This is a genomic window from Roseovarius sp. (assembly GCF_027019125.1).
Taxonomy (GTDB): Bacteria; Pseudomonadota; Alphaproteobacteria; order Rhodobacterales; family Rhodobacteraceae; genus Roseovarius.
On the sequence record NZ_JALUXE010000002.1, the window covers coordinates 286,120 to 310,282 of the forward strand.

Here is a 24,163-nt window from a genome sequence, read left to right on the forward strand (position 1 = left end):
AAGGCCCGACATGCCCGTCCCATTCTCCCGCAGGTTCTCCGGTCGCAGCAAAGTGGTTTTGGTGCTTCTGAGCCTGTTCGCCGCCGGGTGCATGGTGGCTGCCGTCCTGCAAACAAGTCGGGTTTTCGTGCAGCTGGACGACTATCGAAGCGCCAGTCAGGACAACGTCTATTGGACCACCTCGCGTCTTGAGGTGGACCAACTCAAATTCCTCGCCTCGCTCTATACCCTCACGGGCCCAGAGGCAGAGCTGATCGACAAGGTGCGCCGCCAATTCGATATACTCTACAGCCGCGCGACCGCCCTGCGGGATGGCCGGGTGTACCGCGAGGTTCTCGCACATGACATTGAACATGCGGATATCGAGCTCTTGACCGAGCTTTTGACGACCATGGTGCCCATCATCGACGGCGACCAGAGCAATATATTCAAGGACCGCGCGCGGTTGATCCAGCTTGGCGTCCAGATGGCTGATCCCATCCGCAACATTGCCGCGCGCGGGCTGGCGGCGCACTCGCAGCGCTCGGATGCCGAACGGGCAGCCCTCACGGCCAAGATCCTGAGCCTCGCCATGCTCATCCTGATGATGCTGGCCGCATTGTCCTCGCTCCTGCTGCTGCTTTGGCGTCTCTACCGGAACTATCGCACCGAGGCCAAACAGAACAAAAGCAAATCCAATAGGTTAGCGACCACTCTTAATACATCTCAGGACGCGGTGCTGGTGGTAGGCGCCGATGGTCTCATCGGCGACACCAATGCACGCGCCGATGATCTCCTGGCGTTGAACAATCGGCTGAACGCAAAGGTCGAACTGGGCGATGTTCTATTTTGCAAGGGCGAAGACGGGGCGTTGAAGCCGCTCACAGGAACGCTCTTGCGCAACAGCTGCGCCACCGGACCCTCGCGGCGCGAGGATGTGATCGTGCGCGATCTCGAAGGTCGGGAGTTTGCGGCGGAACTCTCCGCCGATCTCGCACGGCAGGGTGCGAGTACCATATGCATTCTTTTCATCCGCGACATTTCGGAACGTCTGGCCGCAGAAGCCGAAATCGAACGCTCTCGTGAAAAGGCCCTGGCCGGTGAGCGCGCCAAAGCGCGGTTCCTGGCCATGATCAGCCACGAAATGCGCACGCCCCTCAACGGCATCCTGGGCGCGCTGGAACTCTTGGGGGACACCGGGCTCACCCCGGAACAAGAGAAATTCACCCGCATCATGCGCTCCTCCGGCCAGCTTTTGCTGACGCAGATCACCGACGCGCTGGACCTCACGCAGGCCGCCGCGCGTCAGATCGTGTTGCGGCCTGCGGCCTTTGATCTTGACCAACTGCTTGGGGAATTGACGGAGACCCAGCAGGGCCCCGCGCAGTCACGCGGCAACAGCCTCCGGCTGGTGGCCCCCAAGGACGGGTTTGGCCGTGTTGTCGGGGACCGGGCGCGCATCTATCAGGTTTTGCTCAATCTTGTCTCGAACGCGATAAAGTTCACCCGAGATGGGGAAATAACACTCGACGTAACCCGTCTGCCCGCGACACACACGGAGCCGGACATGATCGAGTTTCAGGTGATTGACACTGGCATCGGCATCAGCAGGGACAACCTGCCAAAGGTGTTTGACGATTTTATGCGGGTTCAGGACACTACGGGGGACCGCCCCGAGGGAACCGGGTTGGGCCTTGGCATCGCGCGTCAACTGGTGAAGCTGATGAAAGGCGCGATCGGCGTCGAAAGCGAGCTTGGCGAAGGCAGTCTCTTCTGGGTACGCCTGCCCCTCCCCGATGCAGTCGTCGCAGCCGCGCCGGAACCAATGGCGGTGGCGACCCCTCCGCAGCCCCACACCCCGGTGCGCGCCCTCGACATTCTGGTGGTCGAGGACAATGCCACCAATCGCATCGTGCTGGAGGGAATGCTGACGGGCGACGGCCACAAGGTTCATCTGACCTGCGACGGGATCGAAGGCGTCGAGGCGGCCCAGAAACGGCGCTTTGACCTCATCCTGATGGACATCAGCATGCCCCGAATGGACGGGCGCGAAGCGACGCTGCATATCCGCGCCAGTCAGGGGCCGAATGCGCGGACGCCTATCGTCGCACTCACCGCGCATGTGCGGGCCGAGGATCGCGGCGATCTAGAAAAAATGGGCTTTGACCGGGTCGAAACGAAACCCCTGCGCCGGGAGGCCCTGCGCGCTCTTGTGGCGGGGATTGAATCAACCGCCGGCGCACCTTCCGACAAACCCCGCCAAGTCGATCCGATTTACATGGAACAACTGCGCATCGCCTTGCCGCAGGACCGCATCGACCGCCTTCTGGTCGAGTTCGAGACCGAAGGCACAGCCATTCTCGACGATCTGAAGCGAGACGATCCTCTGACCGGCACGGATCTTGCCGACCGTATCCACAAGCTCGCAGGCACGGCGGCGGCGACGGGTGGGCTCGCGTTGCAAGCCCTGTTGGGCCGCGCGGAATCCGCGCTGCGTGGGGGCGACACGAAAGCGGCGGAAACGGCGATTTCGGCCTTGCCCTCCCTGTTGCAGGAGACGCTGCGCCAACTCAACGAGTACAATCGCGCGAGCTGACTGTCGCACAAAGAATTGCCTTTTCGCGGGCTGACTATACGTTTGCATGAAGCTAGACTGTGCCCGTGCCCCTCGTGCACACTATCGCCCTCTGACAACGGATTGCCGCACCTATGCAGATATGGAAACAACTGCTCTTGCTCTGCCTGATCGGCGGCACGGCCTATGGCGGCTATGTCGGCTATCAGTCCTATCTTGTCGACGCGCCCGATGCGGCGGCAGATGCGCCGACAGAGCGACCCGTGACGGTTGAGATTGCCGTCGCAGAAGAGCGCACGTTGCAACAAACCATCGAAGCGGTCGGCACGACACGGGCGTTGCAATCCATCGACATCGTCCCCGAGGTCGACGGCCGGCTGACGAGCCTCAGGATCACCCCCGGCGCCCGCGTCGCGCAAGGCGATGTACTGGCGCAGCTTGACGACACAATCCAGCGTGCCGACCTGACCGAAGCCGAGGCGGTGTTGGTCGAACAGCGGCAAACCCTCGAGCGCACGCGCCAACTGCGTCAGACCGCCGCCGTGTCGCAGGCGACCGAGGAAGAGGCCGTGGCACGTCTGGCCGAGGCCGAGGTCGAGCGCGCGCGCAGGCGGCTTGAGGATCGCACCATCACCGCGCCCTTCGGGGGGGTGGTCGGGCTGACCAATTACGATGTCGGTGCGCGCGTGGTCGAGGGTCAGGTTCTCACCAGGCTGGATGATCTGAGCGAGGTCGAGGTGGAATTTTCCCTGCCTGAAACCGTTTTTGCCCAAGTGCGCCCCGGCCAATCCCTGATCGCCCGCAGCGCTGCCTTTGCGGACCGGGTTTTTGAGGGCACGCTCGACGTGGTCGATAGCAGGATTGATCCGGTCGGTCGCGCTTTTCGGGCTCGTGGGCGTATCCCGAACGCCGATGGCACATTGGCGGCGGGTATGTTCCTGTCCCTGACGCTGGTGCTATCCGAGAGCGCGCATGTCACCGTGCCGGAAGAGGCATTGGTCTTTCAGGCCGCAGAAACCTATGTTTTCGTCGTTGCGGACGGCAAGGCCAGCCGCCGCACCGTCACCTCGGGTCAGCGCAAGGATGGGCGGGTGGCGATCCTGTCCGGGTTGGAGGCGGGCGAAGAGGTGATCATTCGCGGGCTGCAACGCGTTCGTGACGGCAGCACGCTCAAGGTCCTGGGCGCAGACAAGGACGCCACGGCGAAAACCGATCTCGCCAAGCCGGAGAGTGCCACGTGACACTGTCGGACATCTCGATCAGACGTCCGGTTCTGGCCGCTGTGGCCAGCCTCCTGATCGTGATCTTCGGTGTCGCGGCGCTTCGGTCCATTCCCGTGCGCGAATTGCCCGATGTGGACAACGCCGTCGTGACCGTGACCACCACCTATCGGGGGGCTGCCCCCGAAGTGATCGACACGGACATCACGGAAACGGTCGAGGGTGCCATCGCCTCCATATCCGGCATTCGCACCATCAGTTCCGAGAGCCGTCAGGGCCGCAGCCGCGTCACCATCGAATTCGAAACCAGTGTCGATATCGACGTGGCCGCCAATGACGTGCGCGATGCCGTCGGCCGGGTGCGCGGCGATCTGCCCGAAGAGGCCGACGAGCCGGAAGTGGTCAAGAGCGATGCCGACGCCGACCCGGTGATGCGTGTCGCTGTGACCTCTGACCGTATGAGCACGGCCGAGATCACGGATTATCTAGACCGTTTCGTGGTGGACAGGTTTTCTACCCTCGACGGGGTGGCCAATGTCGATGTGATCGGCGCGCAGCCCTTTGCCGTGCGGATATGGATTGATCGCCGCGCCCTTGCCGCGCGCAACCTCACGGTCTCTGATGTCGAGGCGGCGCTCTTGCGCAACAACCTCGAACTTCCCGCAGGCGAGGTGGAATCGATCAACCGGCAGATGACGGTGCGGTTGAACAGCCGATTGCACAGCGTCGAGGATTTCCGCGACATCGTGATCGACCGCGTGGCAGGCTATCCGGTGCGTTTGGGCGATGTGGCGCGCGTTGTGCCGGGAGTGGCCGACGACTCCACCATCGTGCGCACCAACGGGACAGAAGCCGTGGGTATGTGGATATTGCGGCAGAGCCAGTCCAACACGCTCGAGATTTCCAAGGCCGTGCGCGCCGAGATCAAGGCACTGCAACCCAACCTGCCAGAAGGCATGCGGATCATCGTGGGCTCGGACGATGCGCTCTTTGTCGGGGCCTCGATCCGCGAAGTGGTCATCGCGCTCTTCATTTCGCTGGCGCTTGTCGTCGCGGTCATCCTCCTCTTCTTGCGCAGCCTCCGCGCGACGCTCGTGCCCTTCATCACCATCCCCGTATCCTTGATCGGCAGCTTTCTCTTGATCGGCATGTGGGGCTTTTCGCTCAACACGCTGACATTGCTCGCGCTGCTACTCGCCATCGGACTTGTGGTGGACGATGCCATCGTGGTGCTCGAGAACATCCAGAGGCGGATCGAGGATGGGGAAACGCCGCTTGTGGCCAGCGTGCAGGGCGCACGCCAAGTGACCTTTGCGGTCATCGCCACCTCTGTCACCTTGATCGCGGTGTTTGTTCCTCTCTCGTTCATGCCCGGTCAGGTGGGGCGCCTTTTTGTGGAATTTGGCTGGGTTATGGCCGGCACGGTCGCGATTTCGACCTTCGTCGCCCTCTCCGCCTGCCCGGCGCTTGCCTCCAAGGTGCTGAGCGCGCGCAAACTGCGCGCAAACGCCCCTACCGGCCCACGCCCGCCGTCGTGGATACAGCGCGTCTATCGCGCGCTTCTGACCCGCGCCATCGGCATGCCTCTGGTGATCCTGCCCTTGACCCTTGCCATCACGGCGGGGGCTGCACTCTTTTATGACAGCCTGCCCCGCGAGTTGGCCCCACGCGAGGATCGCGGTGTAGGCTTTGTGCCGCTCACGGCACCGCAAGGCTCAACCGTGGGCCACTCCGACATGGCCGCCCGTCAAGTCGAGACAATTCTCGAACCCCTCCGCCAATCCGGAGAGATCGAGACCGTGTTCAGCTTTACCGGCTGGGGCGGACGGGCCTGGCGCTCGTTCGTGGTGTTTCGCCTTGCCCCTTGGGAAGAGCGCGATCGCCCCGTATCCGCCATCGTCGGCGAAATCGCCCCGCAGATGGGTCAGGTCACTATTGCACGCGGTTTTCCTGTAACCCCGGCGGGCCTTGGCCTGCGCGGCAGTTCGACACCTGTCCAGGTGGTCATCGGTGGGCCAGATTTCGAGAGCGTCAAGGAATGGGCGACAACATTGCTGGAACGCGCCGAAGCCGTGGAGGGCCTCGTCAATCCCGAGATCAATTTCGAACAGAACCTGCCCCAGCTTGATATCGAGATCGACCGCGCCCGCGCCGATGATCTGGGCATCTCTGCCGATGTGATCGCGACCACGCTGCAAACCATGCTTGCGTCGCGTGAGGTGACGACCTTTGTCAGCCGCGGGCGCGAATACCCGGTGCTGGTGCAGGCCGAGGATGCGGACCGCAGCTCGCCCACGGACATCGAGAACATTTTTCTGCGCGCAGGCGATGGCGAAACGCTGGTGCCACTTGGCGCGCTCGTGTCCCTGAACGAGAATGCCGCAACACCGTCGCTCCGACGTTTTGACCGCCTGCCCTCTATCCAGTTGTCGGGCGCGCTTGCCCCGGATGCCGAACTCGGGGACGTTCTGGCTGAGCTTCAGGACATCGCAGCAGACATCCTGCCCCCCGAGGCCAAGCTGGGCTACGATGGCCAATCGCGCACCTATATGGACACCTCGGCCGGGGTGGGCGTCGTGTTCCTGCTGGCACTGCTGATTGTCTATCTTGTGCTGGCCGCGCAGTTCGAGAGCTTCGTGCATCCGCTCGTCATCATGCTGACCGTGCCGATCGGAGTGGCGGGCGCAATTTATGCCATGGCGGCGGGGGGATTGTCGCTCAATGTCTATAGCCAGATCGGGATCATTCTCCTGATTGGGCTTATATCCAAGAACGGCATCCTGATTGTCGAATTTGCCAATCAACTCCGCGACGAAGGCTATGGCCTGCGCGAGGCGGTGATCGAGGCCTCGGTACTGCGCCTGCGCCCCATCATGATGACCGCTATTTCGACCGTTCTGGGTGCCGTACCCCTTGTCACCGCCTCGGGTGCGGGGGCCGAGAGCCGGATTGCTGTGGGCACGGTCATTATCGCCGGTCTGGCGATGGCCACGGCGCTCATGCTCTTTGTCACGCCCATCCTCTATGACCTCATGGCACGCTTCACCCGTCCGCGCGGCGCGATTGAAAAGACGCTCGATGCAGCCCTTGGCAAGAGCGGCCAGCCCGCTGAGTGATTTTTCGCCAAGAGCGCTGTCTGCGCCCCGTTTTACGGTCTCCAAGGGTGGCAATTCCAAGGGGGCAATGCCATATAAGACCTAATCAAAGGGGGGTATGAGGTGCTGCAATCACGGTTCGGAAAATCTGTCCTGACCGCGTTTTGCCTGTGTCTTTCACCGCCGCTTGCATCGGCCGCAGAGGTGGTATTGACCGCGCCCGAGGCCGGGGACGGATTTGCGGACCGCTTGCGGAGCGCCTCTCTCTCCATCACCACCGCCGCGCAGGAAGAAGCGACCGCGCAGGATCTGTTGGCCGCCGCGCAAGCGGATTACGGGCGGTTGATTGGCGTGCTCTACGCCGAAGGCTTCTACGGGGGTGTGATCCGCATCCGTGTGGACGGGCAAGAAGCCGCCAGCATCCCGCCTTTGCGCGCCCCGAGCGAAATCCGGAAGATCGACATCACGGTCGAACGCAACGCGCCTTTCGTCTTTTCAACCGCACGCGTCATGCCGCTTGCGCCCGAAACAGCCCTGCCGCCTGAATTTGCCCCCGGCAACCGGGCCAAGGGCGATCTGATCGGCGAGGCCACGCGCAGCAGTATCGCCGCGTGGCGCGCCAGCGGCCATGCCAAGGCGCTTGTTGCAGAGCAAACCATTATCGCCGATCACGCGGACTCGACGCTTTTTGCCGACATCAGCCTCGATCCAGGCCCGCGGCTGCGTTTCGGCAGGCTTTTGCTTGCCGAGGAAAGTCGGGACAGCCATGTGCGGCCAGAGCGCATTCGCGATATTGCGGGCCTGCCGACCGGACGACAGTTCTCGCCCAAGGAATTGGACGAGGCCGCCGCGCGACTGCGCCGCAGCGGTGCCTTTCGGTCGGTCGTCATGATCGAGGCGGACAGGCCCAATGCCGACGGCAGTCTCGACATTACGGCCCGCGTCAGCGACGCCAAACCGCGCCGCCTTGGCTTTGGCGCGGAACTGGCCTCGCTCGAAGGCTTGACGCTCTCGGGGTTTTGGCTGCATCGCAACCTTTTTGGGGGCGCGGAACGATTGCGGCTTGATGCCATGATCGGCGGCATCGGTGGCGACTCCGGCGGCGAGGATTACCGCCTTGGCGCGCGCTTTGACCGGCCCGCAACCTTGCACCCCGATACCGGGCTCTTCCTGTTGGCAGTGGTCGAGGGCAATGACGAACCGGATTATACCGAATCCAAGGTCGAGGTCGGCGGTGGTTTTACCCGGATATTCTCGCAGGAGTTGCGCGGCGAAGCGGGGATTTCCTATCGCTATTCCGACATCGACGATGATCTCGGGCGGCGTGAATTGCAGCATCTCCTCTTCCCCGCCAGCCTCACGTGGGACAAGCGCAATGATCCGCTCAACGCAACCTCTGGACATTTCATCGACGTCACGCTGACGCCCTTTATCGGTCTCGACGACAATTCAGGGGACGGTGTGCGCATGTTTGCCGATGCCCGGCATTACCGCAGCTTTGGGGATGGCGACCGCTTTACCCTGGCCGGGCGCGCGCAGATCGGATCGGTCGCAGGGCCATCGGTTGGCGAAATTCCAGCCGACATGCTGTTTTACTCCGGCGGGGCGGGCACTGTGCGCGGACAGGATTACCAATCTCTCGGGGTCGATCTTGCCCCGGGCGTCACCGTTGGCGGGCGCGCCTTTGTCGGCTTTTCAGGCGAATTTCGCGCCACCGTTACCGACAAGATTCAGGCCGTCGCCTTTGCCGACACGGGTTTTGTCGGTCAGGATGCCCTTGGCACGGGTCGCGGGGATTGGCACAGCGGTGCCGGGATTGGCGCGCGCTATTTCACCCCTGTGGGCCCAATTCGCGTGGATATCGCAACGCCCTTGGGCGACAAGGTCGGGGAAGACCTCGAAATCTATATCGGTATTGGACAGGCGTTCTGATGGCGCGTCTATTCCTCATCCTTTCGCTGGTGCTGACGACGTTTGCGAGCCCGCTCTTGGCGCAATCCGCAGAAGAGGATCGCGGCTATCTGCAAGCCCTTCTTGAAGACAACCTGTCCGGTGCCGGGCGCGACGTGCGGATCACCGGCTTTGCCGGGGCGCTGTCGTCGCGGGCGACGATCGAGGAACTGACCATTGCCGACCGCGATGGTATCTGGCTCACGCTGCGTGAGGTGGCGCTCGATTGGACGCGCACGGCGCTTTTACGGGGCCGGGTCGAGGTCAACCGCCTGACCGCACGAGAAATCATTGTGGCACGCGCGCCCATCGCCGAAGAACCGCTCTCGCCAGAGATGGCAGAGGCCACGCCATTCCGCCTGCCAGAGCTTCCGGTCTCGGTCAACATCGGCGAGATCAGCGCCGAGACGCTCACGCTTGGCGCGCCCCTGCTGGGCGAAGAAATCGACCTGCGCCTGCTCGGCCGACTGTCCCTGGGCGGCGGTGAGGGCGCAGCAGAGATCGACGTGACCCGTTTGGACGGGCGCGGCGCGGTCACGCTCGACGCGAGTTTTGTCAATGCGGCAGAGGTTCTGGCGCTTGATCTGTCGTTGCAAGAGGACGCAGGCGGCATCGCTGCCACATTGCTGCAACTGCCGGGGCAGCCCGCGCTCGCGCTCGGGATCAACGGCACGGCCCCGTTGAATGACTATACCGCCGACATCCGCCTTGCTTCGGACGGCACCCCCCGTCTGACCGGGCAAGTCACAATCCGCGACACGGCCACGGAGGGGGCAACAGCCAAGGCCTTTCGCGCGGACCTTTCTGGCGACCTCACTCCGCTCTTTGCCGCCGAGTATCGCCCTTTCTTTGGCCCGCAAAGCACGCTTGAACTGACCGGCACGCGTGAACAGAGCGGGGCGTTGGAGATCGCGAATTTCGCGCTTTCGGCGGCGCAGATCTCTGTCTCCGGTGCGCTGTCGCTCGATGCGGCGGGTTGGCCACAGCGATTCAGGCTCAACGGGCAATTGGGGGACGGCGACACCCGAGTGCGTTTGCCGATCAGCGGTCCGGCAACCCATGTCCTCGGCGCCACGATTGACGCCGCTTTTGATGCCGCGCGCGGTGACCGTTGGCGCGCCCAGCTGGGATTGACCGGATTCGAGCGCCCCGGCATCGACCTTGCCACAGCGACACTCTCGGGGCGTGGTGCATTGGAGCGCACCGCGCCACGCGGCGTGACCGCGCTGATGGAATTCGGCGTTGGCGGGCTACGCCTTGACGATCCGGCATTGGCCGAGGCCGTCGGAACAGAGCTTTCCGGGCTCGCCTCTTTCGATTTCACCGAAGACCGCCCCCTTATGCTCAGGGCGCTCCGCCTTACGTCCGGCGCGGCACAGCTGACGGGCAAGGGGCAGATCGCCGCCTTTGCCGAGGGTTTTCCCGTCTCCGGCACCGCAACGCTGGAGGCACCCAATCTCAAACGCTTTGCTGCCCTCACGGGACAGAGTATCGCAGGTGCCGCCAAGGCCACCATGACAGGGTCCGGCAGCCTGCTTGGGGGGGATTTCGACATCACGCTCGATGCCGAAACGGAGCAACTGGCGCTCGGTATTGCCCAGGTTGACCCCCTGATCGCGAGCGTGGGCACGCTTTCGCTCGCGGCACGCCGCGACACAACAGGCATCGCGCTCGACCGACTTCAGGTCGAGAACGAGGTTATTCGCGCCACGGCATCGGGGCGTTTGAACGGGGACAGCGGCGCGCTCAGCCTTGCAGCGCGGTTGACTGATCTCGCGCTCGCCGATCCGCGTCTGTCCGGCCCGGCGGAACTCAGCAGCAATGTTGCGTGGCAAACCGGCGGTGACGTGACGCTGACCGGGCTTGACGCAGCCTTCATGGGCAGCCGCTTGCGCGCCGATGCATCGCTCTCGCCCGAGGTGACGGGCCTGCCGGTAAGCGGCGAACTCAGGGCCGAGATCACCGATCTGGCGCGGTTCAGCGCTCTGGTTGGTCAGCCCTTGCGCGGCGCGCTTGACCTCAGGGTCGCGGGTAAAGCCAGGGATCGCGGAAAGGATGTGGAAATCAACACAAAGGTTGACGGGCTTGATCTGCGGACCGGGATCGCGGAGCTTGACAAGCTCATCGCCGGACAACTTACACTGACGGCGGCCGGTGCGCGGCGCCTTGACCGGATCGAGATTGAAACGGTCCAGCTTGAGACACCGCAACTCACGCTATCAGCCGGCTCGCCCGGCCCTGAGGACCCCGTTGATTTCAGTGTGCGTCTGGCCAATCTGGGGCTCTTTGCCCCGGATTTTGCAGGCCCCGTGACGGCTACGGGGCGCGCCAGCCTGTCCGGCGATCTTGCACAACGTGTGACCGTGACACTTTCGGCAGAGGGTCCGGGGGGCACGACGGCGCAGGTCTCGGGCGACATCGTAGATCACGGCGCGCGGCTTGATCTGAGCGCCAGCGGCGCGCTCCCCTTGGCGCTTGCCAATGGCTTTATCCGGCCAAATGCGGTTCAGGGCACGGCGCGCTATGATCTGCGGATCAACGGGGCCCCTGCCCTGCCTTCTGTTTCGGGCACGATCAGCACCTCTGACACACGTATCGCCCTGCCCGCAACCGGCCTGACGGTCGAAACCCTGAGCGGCACCGCAACCCTCGGTCAAAGCCGTGTGCAGACAGACTTTACCGCCCGGATGCGCGATGGTGGTGAGATACGAGTGACGGGGCCGATTGGCCTGACACCCGGTTTCTCGGGTGATCTGGAGGTTGGGCTTGACGGTCTCGTGCTGACCGACCAGTTGATCTACACCACCACCGTGAATGGCAACATCGGCGTTAAGGGCCCCCTGACGGGCGGCGCACGGATCGGCGGGGCGCTGACACTCGAGGAAACCAATATCCGCATCCCATCGGGATTGGGGGCGTCTTCGGTCTCGCTGCCGGATCTTCAGCATCGGAACGAACCGGCCGCGGTGCGCCAGACCCGCGCGCGCGCCGGCCTGATCCAGACCGAAACCGCAGGGCGCGCACGGCCCTATGTGCTCGACCTGTCGATCACCGCGCCCAACCGGATATTTGTTCGAGGGCGCGGGCTTGATGCCGAACTGGGCGGCCGTTTGCGGCTTGCGGGAACCACAGAAGCGGTTGCCCCAGACGGGTTCTTTGAGCTGATCCGTGGTCGGATCGACATCCTCGGCCAAAGGCTTACGATGACCGAGGGGCGCATCACCATGCAAGGCTCGCTCGATCCATTCTTACGATTTGTGGCCACAACCGATGCCGGCGATGTTGCCGTTCAGGTCATCGTCGAAGGCTTGGCAAGCGCGCCCGAGGTGCGTTTTGCCTCTGATCCCGATCTGCCACAGGAAGAGGTCGTCTCGCGGCTTATCTTTGGCCGTGGTCTCGACAATATCTCGGCGTTTCAGGCCGCGCAGATGGCCTCGGCAGTGGCGACACTGTCGGGCAACAGCAACGCAGATGTGGTCGGCAAGCTGCGCGGTGCCATCGGCCTCTCGGATCTGGATGTCACCCAAACCGAAGATGGCGGCACCGAGGTCAGTGCTGGGGCGTATGTCTCGGAAAAGGTCTATACCGAGGTCACAGCCGACAGCGACGGGAAACAACGCATAAACCTCAACTTTGATCTGAGCGACAGTGTCACACTCAAGGGCGGGGCCTCTAACGACGGCTCCTCAGGAGTCGGCGTGTTCTTTGAACGCGACTATTGAGAGTCTACGAAAAGTCTTTCACGGATTGCTTAGACTTAGTGCATAAAAAACTGACCTAAGGTCTCGGCGCTTGGAGCGATTTGTGCAGCGGTCGGACAAAAGGGAGGATTACATGCGTTATATTCCACTTTTGCTCAGTATTCTGCTCGTGCCTGTTGGCGGGCTGCTGGCCCTCTGGTTTCCCTTCTGGGGCGGATTGCTGGCCGGGCTTGCAGGTGTGGCCGCCTTTATCGGCCTTTACGATCTGTTCCAGACCAAACGCGCCGTGCTCAAGAACTACCCGCTCTCTGCACGGCTGCGCTTTCTCTTCGAACATTTTCGCCCCGAGATCCGCCAGTATTTTCTCGAAAGCGACCATGACGAGACCCCATTCTCTCGGGAACAGCGCGCGCTCGTCTATCGTCGCTCCAAGGGGATCGAGGGCTTGCGCCCCTTTGGCACCTTGCGCAACGTCAATGTCGTGGGTCACGAGTGGATCAATCATTCCATGTCACCAAGCCATCTTGGCGACATTTCCTTTCGTCACCTTATCGGCGGCCCGGACTGCGCCCAACCCTACGACAGCTCTGTGCTCAACATCTCTGGCATGTCCTATGGCGCGCTCTCGCCCACGGCGATCGAGGCGCTGAACTGGGGCGCGAAACTGGGTGGCTTTGCGCATACCACCGGCGAAGGCTCCATCTCTCGGTTTCATCGCAAACATGGCGGCGATCTGATCTGGCAGATTGGGTCCGGTTATTTCGGATGCCGCACGGCCAATGGCGCATTTGACCCCGAGATGTTTGCCGCGAATGCCGCCAACGACCAGGTCAAGATGATCGAGATCAAGCTGAGCCAAGGGGCCAAACCCGGGCATGGTGGCATCCTGCCGGGCGCCAAAGTGACCGAGGCGATCGCAGAGGCGCGCGGCGTGCGCGTCGGCCAGGACTGCATCAGCCCCGCCGCCCATTCCGAATTCTCTTCGCCCGAGGGACTCTGCCGGTTCATAGACCGCCTGCGGCAACTCTCAGGCGGAAAGCCTGTGGGGCTCAAGCTCTGCGTGGGCCATCCGTGGGAGGTGTTCGCCATGGTCAAGGCCTTCCATGCCACCGGCATTACGCCCGATTTCATCACCATTGACGGGGCCGAAGGCGGCACCGGCGCGGCCCCGGTGGAATTCGCCGATCACAAGGGGGCCCCCATCCGCGAGGGGCTGATGCTGGTGCACAACAGCCTCGTCGGGATGGGGTTGCGCGACCGCATCCGCCTGATCGCATCGGGCAAGATCATCAGCGCCTTCGACATGTGCCGCATGTTCGCCCTGGGTGCCGATGGCTGTAACATCGCGCGCGGTTTCATGTTCGCGGTAGGGTGCATTCAGGCGCAGGTCTGTCATTCCGGCAAATGCCCCACGGGCGTTACCTCGCAGGACCCCGGGCGTTACCGCGCCATCGTCGTGACGGAAAAGCATTTGCGCGTCGCTAATTATCACCGCAACACGGTCTTTGCACTCAAGGAGGCGGTGGAATCCTCTGGTCTCCACCGCCCACAGGAATTCACCCCGCATCACCTGATGATCCGTGTCAACAGTCGCGAAGTGCGGTCCGCCGCCAGCCAATATCTCTGGTTGCAACCGGGTGAGCTGCTCAGCGGTCATGTCACGCATCCGGCTTTTGCGAAATACTGGGATCACGCCCGCCCCGACACCTTCGCCTTCGCGCCCTGAGCCAGGACACCGGACAGACATTATTTTCAGATACTGGTCTGGGAAAGCGAATGGTGCCCAAGGTGGGATTCGAACCCACACACCCGTAAAGGCGGCGGATTTTGAATCCGCTGCGTCTACCGTTCCGCCACTTGGGCACTGTCCTTTCTCTAGCCAAGCAAGCGACCGGCGTCCAGTGGCGAAACGGAGTCTCTCGGCGGAAATTGCACAAGAAATCTCTCGGGCCTTGACCCCGGCCAATTGGCGTGGTGTCTCGCGTCAGGCAACCCGAGAGACACAGATGATCCGCGCGCTTTATGACTGGACGATCCGCATGGCCGATCACCGCCATGCGCTTTGGGCCCTTGCGGCGGTGTCCTTTGTCGAGAGTTCGGTCTTTCCGATTCCGCCCGATGTGCTGATGATCCCGATGATCCTCGCCCGCCCGTCGCGCGCATGGTTGATCGCGGTCGTGGCCCTTGTGTCCTCGGTTCTGGGGGGGCTCTTGGGCTATGCCATCGGTGCCTTTGCCTTTCAGGAGATTGGCCAACCGATCCTCGCAGCCCTCGGCAAGGGCGACGCGATGGCCGCCTTCAGCGGGCGGTTCAACGACTTCGGGTTCTGGGCGGTGCTGACCGCCGGCATCACGCCCTTTCCCTACAAGGTCATCACCATCATGTCTGGCTGGACCGCGATGCCTTTGGGCGTTTTCATCGCCAGTTCGATTCTGGCGCGCGGCATCCGGTTCTTTCTGGTCGCGGCCCTGTTGTGGAAATTCGGGGCCCCAGTGCGCGATTTCATCGAGCGCCGTCTTGGCCTCGTGACCATCGCCTTTGTGGTCCTGCTCTTTGGCGGCTTTTACGCGACGAGGTTCCTTTGATGAAACTAAGCCAGAAGCACCTAATTCTCCTCGCCGCAGGCGGGTCCGCAGCCCTCATGCTGGGCGCACTCGGGTTTCAGCACCTGGGCGGCATGGCCCCGTGCAAGCTCTGCATCTGGCAACGATGGCCACATGTTTTCGCAATCGGTTTCGGCGCCGCAGCCCTCATTGCCCTGCCCCGCCTGTTCAGCCTTGCAGGTCTCCTCGCGGCCATGACCACCGCGGCTATTGGTGGCTATCACACCGGGGTCGAGCGTGGCTGGTGGCAAGGTCCGACCAGTTGCTCCTCCTCCGGTACGGACGGGATCAGCGCCGATGCGCTCTTTGAACAGATCATGGCGGCCCCCTTGGTTCGCTGCGATCAGGTGCCTTGGGAAATGCTTGGCCTGTCAATGGCCAGTTGGAACATGCTCGTGTCGCTGGGGTTGGCCGCACTCTGGCTGATGGCCTTGCGCGCGCGCTGAAACAGCGTCAGGCCCCCGATTTCCAGGTATTGAGGAGCAGACTTGTCTCGGACTGGGCGATCCCTTCGAACCGCCGGATTTGCGCCAGCACCTTGTCGAGTTCCTCCAGCGTCTCGGTGCCAATCTCGACGATCACATCCCACCGGCCATTGGTGGTGTGGGTCGCGCGCACGGCACTCAGCCCGTTGAGCTGACGCAGGATCCGGTCGGTACCGCGCCCTTCGATCCCCAGCATCATGAGGCCCCGCACCGGATCGCGGGCCGCGTCGCCGCGCAGCACGACGGTAAAGCCAACAATCGCCCCGCTGGCGCGCAGCCGTTCGATCCGCGCGCGGACCGTTGTGCGCGACATGCCAAGCCCGATTGCCAGATCTGACAGAGAGGCGCGCGCGTCATGCCGCAGCATGGAGATCAACCTCTGATCAGCATCATCCATTTCGCAAAACCTTTGATCCAATTTGCGCAATTGCTGCCCTATTTGCGCAAATTAGCCGCTTCAAATCAACCCAATTCGGCGGCATCCTGACCCCAAACCACAAAGGGAGGGCTTTGGATGACGCCACAAACCATTCTTCTGATCGGTGCCCCTGTGGATAGTGGCAAGGATCGGCGCGGCTGCCTGATGGGTCCCGATGCCTATCGCACGGCCGGGCTGGCCGAGGCGCTTGGCGATCTCGGGCACAGCTTGCGCGATCTTGGCAATCTCAGCCCTGCTTCGGTCGCCGCCGACCCCGCCCTGCCCGCGCATGTTCATGCACCCGCGGAAACGGCGGGCTGGACGGCCTCCTTGATGCAGGCCGCGGAAACGGCCATGCAAGAGGGGCTTCCGATCTTTCTGGGGGGCGATCACAGCCTGTCGCTCGGCTCTGTCGCGGGTGTGGCCAGCCATGCCGCCGCCATGGGGCGCCCTCAATTCGTGCTCTGGCTCGATGCCCATAGCGATTTTCACACGCCGCAGACCACGGCCTCGGGCAATCTGCACGGCACACCCCTTGGTTATGTCACAGGACGCGCCGGGTTTCACGGCTTTCCCCCGGTGGCCCATCCGGTGCCCGAAGAGAATATCTGTATCCTTGGCCTGCGCTCTGTGGACCGGGCGGAACGCGAGGCGCTTCAGGCCAGCCGCATCCGCTATCACGACATGCGGGTGATCGACGAAGAGGGGATTTCCCGCCCGCTCGCGGCCTTTCTCGACCGTGTCGCTGCGGCGGGGGGCGCGCTGCATGTCAGCCTCGATGTCGATTTCATCGACCCGATCTTTGCACCCGCCGTGGGCACCACGGTGCCCGGTGGCGTGACAATCCGCGAGGCACATCTGACGATGGAGATGATCTGCGACAGTGGGCTCATGACCTCGCTCGATCTCGTGGAACTCAACCCGTTTCTGGACGAACGCGGGCGCACCGCACAGGTGATGGTCGATCTCGCGGCGTCGGCCCTTGGCCGCCGCGTCTTTGACCGCCCGACCCAAGCCTATAGCTGAGGACCCCAATATGACGCTCGCCCCCTCTCACAAGGCATTGGTGCCTTTTGTCTCTGTCGACGACATGATGAAACTGGTGCATCACATCGGGATAGAGCCGATGTTGCGCGGTCTGGCCGACTATATAGAGGCCGATTTCCGCCGCTGGGAACTGTTCGACAAGACCCCCCGCATCGCCAGCCATTCCAAGGAGGGCGTGATCGAGCTCATGCCCACCTCGGACGGCGAGGTTTATGGCTTCAAATATGTGAACGGCCATCCCAAGAATACCCGTGAGGGACTGCAAACCGTCACTGCCTTTGGCCTCTTGGCCAATGTGGGCAACGGCTATCCGGTGCTATTGTCCGAAATGACCGTGCTCACGGCGCTGCGCACGGCCGCCACCTCGGCGATGGTGGCCAAGTATCTGGCCCCCAAGGGCGCGGATACCATGGCGATGATCGGCAATGGCGCGCAGTCCGAGTTTCAGACGCTGGCGATGAAGGCAATCTGCGGCCTCAAATCCGTGCGCCTCTATGACATCGATCCCGCCGCCACCGCCAAGGCCGCCCGCAATCTGCAAGGGCTTGGGCTGGAGGTGATCCCCTGCACCACCCCAGAGGAGAGCATGGAAGGCGCGCAGATCATCACCACCTGCACGGCGGACAAGCAATATGCCACCATTCTGACCGACAACATGGTTGGCGCAGGTGTGCATATCAACGCCATCGGTGGCGACTGTCCGGGCAAGACGGAACTGGCCCCCGGCGTGCTGCACCGCGCGAGCATCTTCGTCGAATATCCCGAACAGACCCGGATCGAGGGGGAAATCCAGCAGCTTGCCCCGGATCACCCCGTGACCGAGATGTGGCAGGTGATCAACGGCACCGCGAAGGGCCGGACCAGCAATGATCAGATCACGCTCTTCGACAGCGTGGGCTTTGCGATCGAGGATTTCTCGGCCCTACGCTATGTGCGCGACCATATCGCGGGAACCGAACTATTCCTCGACCTCGACCTTCTGGCCGATCCGGACGATCCCCGCGACCTCTTTGGCATGCTGCAACGCGCGGCCAGACCCTGAGCGGTCGCGCCTCAGCGGCCCTTGAAGAGCCCGCCCAAGATGCCGCGCACGATGCGGCGTCCCGTGGTGCCGGTCAATTCCTTCATCACCGCCGAGGCAAGCGCCCCCCCGAGACTTTCGGGTTCGCGCGCACGGCGGCTCTGGCCCGAAGACGTCCCGGCACCATAACGCCGCGCTGCCTTGAATTCACGAGCACGCTCCGCCTCCGCCTCTTCGGCGGCGGCAGCGGCGGCAATCTTGGCCTCAGCCTCTTCTGCCTCTTTCGCCGCAGCCTCGGCGCGGGCAGCCAGAATCTCATGAGCCGAATGGCGATCAATCGCCACCTCGTATTTGCCTGCCACGGGCGATGCTGCAATCACCGCGCGCCGTGTAGCGGCATCGCAAGGGCCAAGCTGTGTCGCGGGGGGACGAATGAGCGTGCGTTCCACCACGCCCGGCACGCCCTTGTTCTGCAGCATCGAGGTCACGGCCTCGCCCACGCCCACATCGCGGATCGCCTCGACCGTGTCAAAGCGCGGATTGGGACGATAGGTCTCGGCGGCGCGGCTGAGCGCCTTTTGGTCCCGCGCGGTAAAGGCGCGCAGCGCATGCTGAAACCGGTTGCCCAGCTGGCCCAGAATATCCTCGGGCACATCATCAGGGTTCTGGGTGATGAAGTAAACGCCAACGCCCTTGGAGCGGATCAGCCGTGCCACCTGTTCGACCTTGTCCACAAGGGCCTTGGGTGCGTCGTCGAACAAGAGATGCGCCTCGTCAAAGAAGAACACCAGCTTGGGTTTCTCGACATCGCCCACCTCTGGCAGGGTCTCGAACAGCTCGCTCAAGAGCCAGAGCAGGAACGTCGCATAGAGCCGGGGCGAGTTGATCAACCGGTCCGCAGCGAGGATGTTGACATAACCGCGCCCCTCGGGCGTCACACGCATCAAATCCTCAAGCGCCAGGGCAGGCTCGCCAAAGAAATGCGCGCCCCCCTGATTTTCCAGCACCAGAAGCGCGCGTTGAATGGCGCCGACCGAAGATGTCCCGACATTGCCATAGCGCAAGGACAGATCCGCGCTGTTCTGGCCCACCCATGTCAGCAGCGCCTGCAGGTCCTTGAGATCAAGAAGCGGCAGCCCCTCTTCATCGGCCACGCGAAAGGCGATATTGAGCACGCCTTCCTGCGCGTCGGTCAGCCCCATCAGCCGTGACAACAAGAGCGGCCCCATCTCGGACAGGGTGGTGCGCACCGGATGGCCTTGTTCGCCGAAAAGATCCCAGAAGATCACCGGAAACGTGTCGTAGCGAAACCCGTCGAAACCGATCTTGCGGGCGCGCTCGGTGAAGGGGCCGTGCAGCTTGTGATCGGGGCTACCTGCCACGGCCATGCCCGACACGTCGCCCTTGATATCCGACAGGATGACCGGCACGCCGGCGTCCGAGAACCCCTCGGCCAGCACTTGCAGCGTCACGGTCTTGCCGGTGCCCGTGGCCCCTGCGACCAGACCATGACGATTGCCGTATTTCAGCAAGAGCTCCTGAGGCTCGGCGTAATCCACGCCACCGCCACCTACAAAAATCGAAGTCTGCACCCCTACACCCCCTGTCCAGAAAAGGTCACGGGCCGACCATACTTAATTAACCCTTTCATGCCAGTCTGAATCCATGCCCGGAACCGATTGTCCTCTGGTTTTGGGTGACTTCCTCCCTGTCAGACTGGCCGCGCCCAATGGGTGCGGCCTTTTTTCGCAATTTTGCGACCTTCCCTGTTGACGCATGCGCGCTTCTGTCCTAGCGTCCCGATCAATAACTAAGTCGGCCAGTCCGACGGGGAGAAACGCAGGAAGAGGCCGCAAGGCCTCTTTCTTTTTGTGCCGTGCGTTTTGAGCCAAGCGCGCAATCACGGCATATTACAAGATGGCGCAAAGCTGCTGGCAAGACGGCATAGTTGCTGTTTTGATCCTGACTCTCCTGTCACGCCATGCTAAAGCGCGGCGGAAACATAGACCGATATGGGGAAATGATGCCTAAACTATTGACCAGCTTTTCGATCATGGCGTTCCTCGCTATGGGCGGTGCCCTGAGTGCGCAGGAGGCAACACAACCGGCCCCCGAAGCCCCGGCAGAGGCAGCGCAGCCGGAGACCGAGACCCCCACCGTCGGTCTCGACACAGGGCGCCCCGTGCAAGAGGATCCGGCCTATATCAAATCCACCCATGACGATTGGCAGATCAAGTGCTTCCGCACCGGCGTGGAAGGGCAGGAAGACCTCTGCCAGATGTATCAACTGCTGACCGAGAGCGCGGGAAATCCCGTGGCGGAGTTCAGCATCTATCGCCTGCCGGAAGGATCGCCCGTAATTGCGGGGGCCACGATTGCCGCCCCGCTCGGCACGCTTCTGACAGAGGAAATCAAGCTCTCGGTCGATGGGGCAAACGCCAAAAGCTACGCCTACTCGTTCTGCACCATGGCCGGCTGTTTCGCACGCATCGGCCTGACGCAACAGGATGTCGATGCGATGAAGCGCGGTGTGAAAGTGACGATCGAGATCGTCCCGGCACAGGCCCCCGAGCAAAAGGTCAAGATCGACGCCTCGCTCAAGGGCTTTACCGCCGCCTTCGAAGAAGCCTCTGTTCTTCAGCAGTAAGCGCGCCCTGTGCCACAAACGAACGCCGCCCATTCGGGCGGCGTTTTGCGTCTCACATCTCAGGCAAAGCGTTTGAGCGCCAGAACCGCATTCAGCCCGCCAAAGGCAAAGGCATTGCTCAGCGCCACGTTCACCCGCGCCTCGCGCGCGACATTGGGCACCACATCGAGCGCGCATTCCGGGTCGGGTTCCTCATAGCCAATGGTCGGCGCAATGATCCCGTCACGCAGCGCCATGATGCAGGCCAATAGCTCGACCGCCCCCGTGCCACCAATCAGATGCGCATGCATGGATTTGGTCGAGGAGATCATAAGCCGATCGGCATGATGGCCAAACACATCCGCAACGGCAGCACTTTCCGTCTTGTCATTGGCCGCTGTGCCAGTCCCATGGGCGTTGATATACCCCACGTCCTCGCGGTTGACCCTCGCGTCGTTGAGCGCTCCGGTTATGGCCCTGGCCGCCCCCTGTTTCGATGGCATCACAATATCCGACGCGTCCGATGTCATCGCAAAGCCCGCGACCTCTGCGAGGATCTCGGCCCCGCGTTTCCTGGCGTGCTCCAGCTCTTCGAAAACAAAGATCGCGGCCCCCTCGCCCTGCACCATGCCGTTGCGATTTGCGGAAAACGGGCGGCAGCCATCGCGACTCATGACGCGCAACCCTTCCCACGCCTTGACGCCGCCAAAGCACAGCATTGACTCCGATCCGCCCGTGACCATCACCGGCGTAATCCCGCCATGCACCATCTGAAACGCCTGCGCCATCGCGTGATTGGACGAGGCACAGGCAGTGGATACGGTAAAGGTCGGCCCCTTGAGGTTGAATTCCATCGACAAATGCGAGGCCGCGGCGTTGTTCATCAACTTGGGCACGACAAAGGGGTGTACCCGGTTCTTGCCCTCTTCGTAGACAGAGCGGTAATTTTCGTCGAGCGTGGTCATACCCCCACCCGAATTGCCAAGGATCACCCCTGCCCGCGCCGCCAATTCACCCGTAAACTCCAATCCCGCCTGCGCGATCGCCTGACGCGCCGCGATCAGGGTGAACTGGGTAAAGCGGTCATAGAGCGCCAGTTGCTGGCGGTTGAACTGCGCTTCGGGGTCGTAATTCTTGACCTGTCCACCGATACGAATCGACAGACGCTCGACATCCTGAAACTCCAGATCGGAAATGCCGCATCGCCCTTCGCGCATCGCCTCGAGGGTGCTGGGCACATCGGCGCCAAGCGCGTTGATCGTGCCCGCCCCGGTAATGACCACGCGTTTCACGATTGCTCCGCGACCAGCCGCTCGATGCCTGCAATGATCGAACGCACCGAGGAAATGTCGAAATCGCTCTCTGCCGGGTTGTTGGCATTGAACGGCACGGAGATGTCAAACGCCTCTTCGATTGCAAAGATGCTCTCGACCAATCCGAGGCTGTCGATCCCCAGATCCTCGGGGGTGCTGTCGAGAGTGACATCCGCGGGTTCAAGCACAGCCTGTTCGGCGATGATGGCGATCACACGGTCCTGAATGCTGCTCATGGCAAGGTCTTTCATTCTGACGCCCGGGGCCCGGGCGGATGCTGGTCTTTTGCGTCGGTTTTGTAACAGTTTATTTAAGATCGGTCCCACGCCCAGACAATCTTTTCAATGCACCCAAACACGGCGTCGCGGCGCGTCCTCTGCGCTATCACACGAAACCCCATAAAAAAAGGCCCGCACCTTGCGGCACGGACCCTCAACCCACGAGAAAATTACAGCTCAGCCCTGTGGCGCGTCCAGAGACACACCGGACTTTTCAAGCGCCTCCCAAATCCGCGCATCACGCCCGTAGACGTCGCCACGATACTGCGGACGCCCCTGTGCCTGGGTAAATGCGGTTCGATAGATGATATGCACCGGCACATGCTGTTCGAGCTGCACATAGGTTTCGCGCCTTGTGTCCAGAACGGACTTGAAGAATGCCTTGGGATCGCTTTCCTGCCGCGCCAAGAGCGCATAGGCGAAATCGAACGGCTGATGCAGGCGAATACAGCCATGGCTGAAATCGCGCTTTTCCCGATCAAACAGGGCCTTCTGCGGGGTGTCGTGCAGATAGATGTTGTATTTGTTCGGGAACATGAACTTGACCAGCCCAAGCGCATTGCGCTCGGATGGCGGTTGCTTGATCGCAAAGGGGAAATTCCGCGCGTTATACGCCCCAAAATTGACTGCCCCGCGGCTTACCTCGCGGCCGTTGCGATTGTAGAGCTTGAGATGCGACGCCGCCCCCGGATTGCGCTGCATTTGCGGCAGGTATTCATTGACCGCGATGGAATAGGGCACGTGCCACGTCGGGTTGATGACCATATACTCCATCTCGTCCGAGAATTCGGGGCTGCGACGGTTCTGGTCATTCTTGCCGATCACGGCGCGGGTGGCGAACGTGACCTCGTCATTGTCGAGAATCCGCGCGCTGAAATCCGTGAGATTGACAAGGATGTGCCGCAGACCCCGCTCTTCGCTCAGCCAGCGTTCCCGTTCCATGGCAACGATCACCGATTTGAGCCGCTCGCTCGGGGGCGTGTTGAGCGCCGCAAGCGTCGTCGCCCCGGCAACGCCATCCTGTTCAAGCCCGTGATCGGCCTGAAAGGCCTGCACGGCCTGTTGCAGCCGCATGTCATAGGTCTGCGCCGCGCTGCGCGCGAGATAACCCATTGCAATCAAACGGTTGCGCAGGGCAATGACTGCCGGACCACTGTCACCGGGGCGCAGTTTTTCCGCCGTCACCGTCGGCCCCCAGCCGCCGTCGGCGATCAGGTGTTCAAGATGAAGTTTTTGCTTGAGCAGCCGGGCATATTCATTGCTCTGAGGCGCAAGGTTGCGCATTTTGCGCGCGGGATCGCCGGATAAAATCTCGGTCAAAAGCGCCCCGGCCTCACGCCGTGCAACCTCGCGCTTGATGTCGCCGACAACCTCCGAGGGGACCAGAACCCCCGATTGCACATCCCGCGCATAGCGCAAATAGGCACGGCTCAATGCCACTTCGACCTGTCCCAGATCGCGCTGCGACCGCGCGGTGCGCATGGCTGTCATCACCCCATTGAGGTCGTAGCGCTGCGCAGGCAGACCATGCACCCCTGCCCGCGCCAAGACCTGAACCAGGGCCTGACGCCGCGCAAGGTGCTCTGCTCCGTTACCCGTCCAGACCGGGCGATACGCCTGTTCCTGATAAAAGGCCGCCAGATCACGATCCTCGGCTGCCGCCTCTGCCACGGCCTGCCGAAAGGCCGCCTCTTGTGCCGCAGCTGGCACAATCCCTGCAAACAGCAAGAAGACACCTGTCAACAGGATCACAAACGGCCTGGAAGCTGCGCGGATACACGATTGGCCAAGTGCCAAGAACATTTTTCTACCTCTAAGTCACGGGATCGCTTTGTGAAACTATAGCCGGGAT

Annotated in this window: 16 protein-coding genes and 1 tRNA gene; 11 read left to right on the forward strand and 6 right to left on the reverse strand. The window is 62.4% G+C overall.

The window, feature by feature from the left end; genetic code table 11:
* Positions 1-61 precede the first annotated feature (61 nt).
* From MVC20_RS01595 to MVC20_RS01620, 6 genes are all read left to right on the forward strand, one after another.
* Positions 62-2,575, forward strand: coding sequence for an ATP-binding protein (locus MVC20_RS01595; protein ID WP_297537795.1), 2,514 nt, complete (start codon positions 62-64; stop codon positions 2,573-2,575).
* Positions 2,576-2,688: 113 nt separating this feature from the next.
* Entirely contained in the window at positions 2,689-3,795 is a 1,107-nt protein-coding gene (locus MVC20_RS01600; RefSeq protein ID WP_297537796.1) for an efflux RND transporter periplasmic adaptor subunit, read from the forward strand.
* Positions 3,792-6,890, forward strand: coding sequence for an efflux RND transporter permease subunit (locus MVC20_RS01605; RefSeq protein ID WP_297537797.1), 3,099 nt, complete (start codon positions 3,792-3,794; stop codon positions 6,888-6,890). Before MVC20_RS01600 ends, MVC20_RS01605 begins: the two co-directional genes overlap by 4 nt.
* A 183-nt stretch (positions 6,891-7,073) precedes the next feature.
* Positions 7,074-8,801, forward strand: coding sequence for a BamA/TamA family outer membrane protein (locus MVC20_RS01610; RefSeq protein WP_297537798.1), 1,728 nt, complete (start codon positions 7,074-7,076; stop codon positions 8,799-8,801).
* The gene (locus MVC20_RS01615; RefSeq protein WP_297537799.1) at positions 8,801-12,541 is read left to right on the forward strand and encodes a translocation/assembly module TamB domain-containing protein; all 3,741 of its coding nucleotides are present in this window, start codon (positions 8,801-8,803) and stop codon (positions 12,539-12,541) included. Before MVC20_RS01610 ends, MVC20_RS01615 begins: the two co-directional genes overlap by 1 nt.
* A 112-nt stretch (positions 12,542-12,653) precedes the next feature.
* Complete coding sequence (locus MVC20_RS01620) at positions 12,654-14,246, forward strand: FMN-binding glutamate synthase family protein (RefSeq protein WP_297537800.1); 1,593 nt, start codon at positions 12,654-12,656, stop codon at positions 14,244-14,246.
* A 51-nt stretch (positions 14,247-14,297) separates the two neighbouring features.
* Here the strand turns inward: MVC20_RS01620 and MVC20_RS01625 are convergent.
* Positions 14,298-14,383: transfer RNA gene (locus MVC20_RS01625), tRNA-Leu, on the reverse strand.
* Between the two features lie 143 nt (positions 14,384-14,526).
* On the opposite strand from MVC20_RS01625, the gene MVC20_RS01630 reads away from it, so the two are divergent.
* Positions 14,527-15,105 (forward strand): YqaA family protein, encoded by a 579-nt coding sequence (locus MVC20_RS01630; RefSeq protein WP_297537801.1) that lies wholly within the window; start codon positions 14,527-14,529, stop codon positions 15,103-15,105.
* Positions 15,105-15,569, forward strand: coding sequence for a disulfide bond formation protein B (locus MVC20_RS01635; protein ID WP_297537802.1), 465 nt, complete (start codon positions 15,105-15,107; stop codon positions 15,567-15,569). The genes MVC20_RS01630 and MVC20_RS01635 overlap by 1 nt, the downstream gene beginning before the upstream one ends.
* A gap of 7 nt (positions 15,570-15,576) precedes the next feature.
* On the opposite strand, the gene MVC20_RS01640 is transcribed toward MVC20_RS01635, so the two are convergent.
* Positions 15,577-16,005 carry an Lrp/AsnC family transcriptional regulator gene (locus MVC20_RS01640; protein WP_037269691.1) on the reverse strand — a complete coding sequence of 143 codons (429 nt, stop codon included), beginning with the start codon at positions 16,003-16,005 and terminating at the stop codon, positions 15,577-15,579.
* A gap of 117 nt (positions 16,006-16,122) precedes the next feature.
* Here MVC20_RS01640 and rocF point away from each other — a divergent pair, with 117 nt between their 5' ends.
* Positions 16,123-17,052 carry an arginase gene (gene rocF, locus MVC20_RS01645; RefSeq protein WP_297537803.1) on the forward strand — a complete coding sequence of 310 codons (930 nt, stop codon included), beginning with the start codon at positions 16,123-16,125 and terminating at the stop codon, positions 17,050-17,052.
* 10 nt (positions 17,053-17,062) lie between these two features.
* Positions 17,063-18,115 carry an ornithine cyclodeaminase gene (locus MVC20_RS01650; RefSeq protein ID WP_037269688.1) on the forward strand — a complete coding sequence of 351 codons (1,053 nt, stop codon included), beginning with the start codon at positions 17,063-17,065 and terminating at the stop codon, positions 18,113-18,115.
* Positions 18,116-18,126: 11 nt separating this feature from the next.
* On the opposite strand, the gene MVC20_RS01655 is transcribed toward MVC20_RS01650, so the two are convergent.
* A complete protein-coding gene (locus MVC20_RS01655) occupies positions 18,127-19,686 on the reverse strand; it encodes a helicase HerA-like domain-containing protein (RefSeq protein WP_297537804.1) in 1,560 nt (519 codons plus the stop codon).
* A gap of 431 nt (positions 19,687-20,117) precedes the next feature.
* On the opposite strand from MVC20_RS01655, the gene MVC20_RS01660 reads away from it, so the two are divergent.
* Positions 20,118-20,741 carry an invasion associated locus B family protein gene (locus MVC20_RS01660; RefSeq protein ID WP_297537805.1) on the forward strand — a complete coding sequence of 208 codons (624 nt, stop codon included), beginning with the start codon at positions 20,118-20,120 and terminating at the stop codon, positions 20,739-20,741.
* Between the two features lie 59 nt (positions 20,742-20,800).
* Here the strand turns inward: MVC20_RS01660 and MVC20_RS01665 are convergent, their stop codons facing one another.
* The 3 genes from MVC20_RS01665 to MVC20_RS01675 form a co-directional block, all read right to left on the reverse strand.
* Entirely contained in the window at positions 20,801-22,012 is a 1,212-nt protein-coding gene (locus MVC20_RS01665; RefSeq protein WP_297537806.1) for a beta-ketoacyl-[acyl-carrier-protein] synthase family protein, read from the reverse strand.
* Positions 22,009-22,269, reverse strand: a complete 261-nt coding sequence (locus tag MVC20_RS01670) for an acyl carrier protein (protein WP_297537807.1) — start codon at positions 22,267-22,269, stop codon at positions 22,009-22,011. The genes MVC20_RS01665 and MVC20_RS01670 overlap by 4 nt, the downstream gene beginning before the upstream one ends.
* Positions 22,270-22,488: 219 nt before the next feature.
* A complete protein-coding gene (locus MVC20_RS01675; RefSeq protein ID WP_297537808.1) occupies positions 22,489-24,114 on the reverse strand; it encodes a L,D-transpeptidase family protein in 1,626 nt (541 codons plus the stop codon).
* Between the last annotated feature and the right edge of the window lie 49 nt (positions 24,115-24,163).